Genomic DNA, 5,729 nt, shown 5'->3' on the forward strand with positions numbered 1-5,729 from the left:
TTTTTGGTAATCGATTTACTACGGTGGAAACAACTCAGTTGCTTGTAATGAAGCGTTCAGGCTCTATTGAACCTTTTGATCGGGCAAAAGTTGTTGCCGGTGTTAGCAAAGCATGTCAAGGACGTCCCATTAATGCTGAAGCGTTAAAGACAATTGGTATGCGAGTAGAAGCTGATTTGCGAGCACGAGGTTTAGCGCAAGTTACATCTGAAGAAGTTGGCAAAGCTATTCTTAAGCCATTGCGTGAATTAGATGAAGTTGCATATCTTCGTTTTGCAAGTGTGTACCAAAACTTCGCAGGTCTTGAAGATTTTGAACATGCCATTGAAGATTTAAAGCGCAGTAAAACAGAAAAATAATAATTTTATCGATTATTGTTACAGAATATCTATTCCCTGCGCTTTTGCATTATTTTGAGTTCTATTTCTCAAAATTTGCGTCATCTGCAGTGCGTATTATATGCAATTTTTGAGTTGGTCTAGTCATTGCAACATATAGATTGGCTGCAGCAGTTAGTCTAGATGCTGCTTCCTGCTCAATCTGAGAAGGTTGCAACACTATGACAGCGTCATATTCAAGACCTTTTACTTCCTCAGCTGTGCAAACGCTGCATTGGCAATCATCGGCATTTTGTTTGTTTAACTGATTCCATAATTTTTCAGGTAATGCATGTTCTAATGCTTGATTTACAACCTTTTTAGCATGGCTAACCATACTGTTAGGAGTAATGATTGCAATACGACCACTACCATCATCAGAGACAAATTTTTCGAATAGTTTTGTACAAGATTCTGCAAGTGCAGTATCGAGTTCATCTTGTGATTCAACCGTTTGTGATACGAGTGAATCAGGTACTGAGCGAACTGCATGAACAGTAGAAATGTATAATCCTGAATCTGTTGCAACTTTGCTTGCTGCTTCAGAAACTTCACTAGGATTTCGATAATTAATTGTTAACTCGTAAAGATCCCAATTTGGTTCTCCAAATAGAGAATTCATATTCTTCTGCCATCTGTGAGTTCCTCCGAGCGCAGAAGTTTGTGCAACATCGCCAACAATAGTAAAGGAGCGTGAAGGACAACGACGAATAAGCATTCTCCAATCCATTGCTGTAAGCTCTTGAGCTTCATCGACAACTACGTGACCATATGTCCACTCGCGGTCAGAAGCTGCTTTACGGGCAAGCATTCCTGCATCGTCGCCTTGCAGATTATCAAGAAGCATATCAGCAGTTACTATGCCATTTCCAATACCAGCTTGTGCTAAAGTGTCAGCTGCAAATTGTTGTTCTTCAAGTTTTTTTGCTTGTGCTGCAGATCTTTGAGCGTCAAGTTTTGGATCAGGACCGAGCAATTCCATAGCTTCATCAAGTAATGGAATATCAGAACGAGTAAGCGGGCTGCCCTTTGGTCTAGTAAGTGAGTTAATGTCTTCGTCGCTCAACCAAGGTGCGTATGTGCGTAATTTGTCAGGTTTAGCAAAAAGTTGGTCAATGAGCCATTCTCCAGTCATAGGTAACCATGCAAGATTTAAAGTAATGCGCAGTTTATCGTCAAGACGAAGTTGAGAAGTTATATCGTTTAATTCAGCTTGATCTGGAACATAATCAAGTTTTTCCAAATAACGATTTTTCAATATGCTGAGCACGGTTTTTATAAAAGTATTTCGTGCCTGGTTATGCGGCTGGTGAGTCCGTTGAGCATCTGATTGAGCTATCTCAATATCTTCTTTTAGAAGAGGAATACCAAATCCTCCAACATGAATTGTTGGAAGATTTTTAGGAACGCGAATACGAGCGGCAATTGCATTCGCAATAACTGTTCGCATACGATACATTCCTTTTAATTTTGCTGCGTATGGAGAATCTTCATCTGTAGCACAAATTCCAGGAATTAAGTCGGAAATAGTTCTACTTACTACACCTGTTTCACCAAGAGAAGGGAGTACTTGATCAATATAACGCAAGAATGCCGAACTTGGACCAACAATAAGAACTCCTGAACGCTCAAGTTTGCGCCTGTGAGTGTATAACAAATAGGCTGCTCTGTGCAAAGCAACAGCTGTTTTTCCTGTGCCAGGACCTCCCTGTACAACAATAGTGTGATCAAGAGGAGCGCGAATAATTCGATCTTGTTCTGCTTGAATAGTGGCAACAATATCAGTCATTTTGCCGGTTCTGCGAGAACCTAAAGATGCGAGCAGTGCTCCTTCGCCAGTAAGAGTACCTTGTTGTGAAGCTTTTCCTATTTCATCAGAATGTATGTCAAGTACTTCATCTTCAACACCAATAACGTCTCTGAAACGGAGTGTAATATGACGACGCATAACAATATCGCCATGATGCGAAGGGGTTGCCTCATAAAAAGGTCGTGCAGCTTCAGCGCGCCAATCTGTAAGAATAGGATCATGGTTTTCGCTAAGCAAACCAATGCGACCAATGTATCGCCTAATGCCTTCTGTGTTATCAAGTCTTCCAAAAACAAGACGATCTTCAACAGCTCGTAATTGTGTAAGACGATCTTCGTACATGGTTGCGAATGAGTCGCGCTCTGTGCGCTGTGTTGGTGAACCGTGCGAACCTGACGCGCGCACAGCGTCTAAGCGCGCGCGAATAGTATTACGCAAATCATCTAGACGGCTATAAGCTCGGTCAACAGCTTGTTGTTCTTCGCTAAGTTGTGAGGAATAGGTAGACATACGCTTCCATTCTTCGTAGAATCTGCAGCCAAATCAAAGCCAATTTTTAGGCATTTAAGTGTATCTCGAGGCATAAACCACTGATTTATTTCGTGTTGTAATCTAAATTAAAACAAGCTAAAAGCTTAGCGAATAATTGCGTTTTATTTTGCCGCAAAAATATAATCTAAACATATGTTTATAAGGGTTGATTTTGAATTATAGAGAGATAGAATTCTTGAGTTGTGAAGCATAAAACGATGAGGTTGACGCCTACTAGTTTGTTGCAACTTAGAAATAAACAGAATGGCTTACTGCATCACTGTTGATGTAGCGAGTTTGTAATCAGAAAGGTAGTTCACATGAAGAAGCTTATTCTTGATTTGGATACTGGTGTTGATGATACCTTAGCAATTTCTTATGCTCTTGGTAGCCCTGAGGTTGAGCTGATCGGTATTACTGGTACGTATGGCAACGTTTTAATGGAACAGGGCGTTCGTAATGCTCTTGCTATAACAGATTTATTTGGACATCCAGAAGTTAAAGTGTATCGTGGTTTGCCGCATGCGAGCAAGAAAGATTCGTTTGAAGTTCTGCCTATTTCTGCATTCATTCACGGTGACAATGGTATTGGCGATGTTGTTATTCCAGATTCAAAGCGTGAAGCTGAGTCTGAGCCAGCTGTTGATTTCATAATTGATGCAGTTAAGACTTATGGCAAGGATCTTATTTATGTTCCAACTGGTCCTATGACAAATATTGCTGCTGCATTGCATAAGGCTCCAGAAATCAAAGATGAGATTGGCAAGATTGTTCTTATGGGCGGCGCGCTTACCATTCATGGAAACGTAAACGCTTGGACTGAGGCGAATATATCTCAAGATCCAGATGCTGCAGATGTACTCTTCCGCTCTGGCGCTCCAGTAACAATGGTTGGCTTGGACGTTACATTACAGACTTTGCTTACTTACAAGGAGACAAAGCAGTGGCGTGACCTTGGCACAAAGGCTGGCAAGTTCCTTGCAGATATGACCGATTTTTACATTAAGGCATATGAGACTACGGCTCCGCACCTTGGCGGATGCGGCTTGCATGATCCTTTGGCAGTAGCGGTAGCTGTGGATCCAACGCTTGTTACAACTCTACCAATCAACATGCAGGTAGATGTTGAAGGCCCAACTCGTGGACGCACAATTGGTGATGTTACGCGCTTGAATGACCCTGTTAAAACAATGCAAGTTGCTGTTGGTGTTGATGTTCCACGATTCTTGAACGAGTTTATGACGCGCATTTCTGGCTTGGCAAAAATCGCTGGATGAGTGTGGATTTTACGAGTTTTAGCTCCGCTTTTTGTTGTTCGACACGCCGTAAATCGCAATATTTTCCGCAATATACGACGTGCCTTATTTACCAATGTAGAAACTAAAAATATTAATTGATTGGATTATTATGACTGAGATTGCAAAATCTAGCGCGGTAGACCCATACGAGGATCCAAAAACCCGCGACAAAGTGGCGATTTACTCGCTAATTTTACTTCTTATAACCTTTATTCTTGGAACATTGTGTTTGCAAGGATTTAATCTGGTATTCGATCAGATTGGTAAAGCTGTTGGTGCTCCTAATCAGGCTTCTCTTATTACGAGTTTGCCAATTATTGTTTTAGGCATTGTGTGCTTTATTTACGGTTCTTTGGGTGACTTTGTGTCGCTTCGTAGACTCATAACAATCGGACTTGTGACACTGTTTGTTGGATCGTTGTTTGGTTTTATTGCAAACTTCTTCTTCACTCCAAACTTGTGGACTGTTATTATTGCGCGTATTTTACAAACAGCTGGCGAGCAGGTAGCAGGTTCTTCCTTCCTTGTTATTGCAACTAAGTATTTGCGCAACGATCTTAAGGTAATTTTCTTTGGACTCTTTACTGCTGCTTATCAGCTTTCTGCTTCTATTGGCGTTTTTGCTGCTGGTGCTCTTAGCTCTATTGCTTGGCAGTATTTGTTCTTGATTCCTGCAATTACTATTCTGTTCTTGCCAGTTCTTGTTAAGTGCTTGCCTACAAAGAACGGTATTGGTGGGAAGATAGATAAGCTTGGCTTTACAGTGTTTGGTATTGCTGTTGCATTGCTGACTTTGTTCTTCTCGTACAAGGCATGGGGATTGCTACTTGGATCTATCGTGCTGTTTGTTGTGTTTGCTGGTTATATTATGAAGGCAAAGAACCCGTTTGTAACCCCTGCATTCTTTAAGAATAAGCGTTGGCTTTCGGGCATTATTTTGATCTTCATCTTCTACTTTACTAACTATTGCATGCCTCCAATTTACAATGTTATTGGTGGAGCTTTGTATCATATGAGCACTGAGGCAGTTTCTTCCTACCTTGTATGGGCATTCGTTGTAGCAGCAGTGTTTGGAACATGCTCTGGAACAATTATCGGTTTCATTGGACGTAAAGCTGGCATTATTATAGCTGCTGTTCTTATGATTCTTGGATGGGTTGGAGCTGCTGTATTCATCAATTACGGATTCCTTGTTCTAACTTTGTGCGCATGCGTTTACTACGCTGGTTGCGGACTTATGTATTCACCAATCGTTTCAACGGTTCTTAGCGCATTGCCTGTTGAAGAATCGGGTCGTGGATGCGGTATGAATGATTTAGTTATGAATGTTACAGCATCAATCGGTATTTCCATTTTTAGCGGTTTCTTTGGCGGAAACTTACTAAAAGGATTCTCTTTTGCTGGAATCCAAGGCTTAGGTGCAGGTTATTCTAACTTGCTTATGATGGGCGCTATTGTAGCCTTTATCGGCTTAGTAGTTTACATTGCTCGTAGCCTTATGGTTAAAGAGTAATTATTATTTACTCAATATGTTAGTGGTCACTATCTTGCAGTCATCTTTGGCTGCGTGGATAGTGACCACTTTTTTGTAGTCTTATGTCGCGCATTTTTAAACTAATATAGTTTTTACGCTAACATAGTTTTTTCATGCGCTGAATACTAATCTTTTGATATTGTATTGGTGAGGCTTATTTCTGTCTCTTATACACATCT

Annotated in this window: 4 protein-coding genes; 3 read left to right on the forward strand and 1 reads right to left on the reverse strand. The window is 40.9% G+C overall.

Features of this window, described 5'->3' with window-relative positions; all coding sequences use genetic code 11:
- On the forward strand, positions 1–359 hold a 359-nt coding region (locus A5295_RS03085; RefSeq protein WP_231875277.1), incomplete at its 5' end, for an ATP cone domain-containing protein.
- A 61-nt stretch (positions 360–420) separates the two neighbouring features.
- On the opposite strand, the gene A5295_RS03090 is transcribed toward A5295_RS03085, so the two are convergent.
- Complete coding sequence (locus tag A5295_RS03090; protein ID WP_064621672.1) at positions 421–2,697, reverse strand: AAA family ATPase; 2,277 nt, start codon at positions 2,695–2,697, stop codon at positions 421–423.
- 341 nt (positions 2,698–3,038) lie between these two features.
- Between A5295_RS03090 and A5295_RS03095 the strand changes: the two genes are divergently transcribed.
- Together A5295_RS03095 and A5295_RS03100 are read left to right on the forward strand one after the other, a co-directional pair.
- Entirely contained in the window at positions 3,039–3,995 is a 957-nt protein-coding gene (locus A5295_RS03095) for a nucleoside hydrolase (RefSeq protein ID WP_064621673.1), read from the forward strand.
- 130 nt (positions 3,996–4,125) lie between these two features.
- Positions 4,126–5,529 carry an MFS transporter gene (locus A5295_RS03100; protein ID WP_004110805.1) on the forward strand — a complete coding sequence of 468 codons (1,404 nt, stop codon included), beginning with the start codon at positions 4,126–4,128 and terminating at the stop codon, positions 5,527–5,529.
- The last annotated feature ends 200 nt before the right edge of the window (positions 5,530–5,729 follow it).

This window comes from Gardnerella sp. 26-12, from assembly GCF_001660745.1.
GTDB lineage: Bacteria > Actinomycetota > Actinomycetes > Actinomycetales > Bifidobacteriaceae > Bifidobacterium > Bifidobacterium swidsinskii.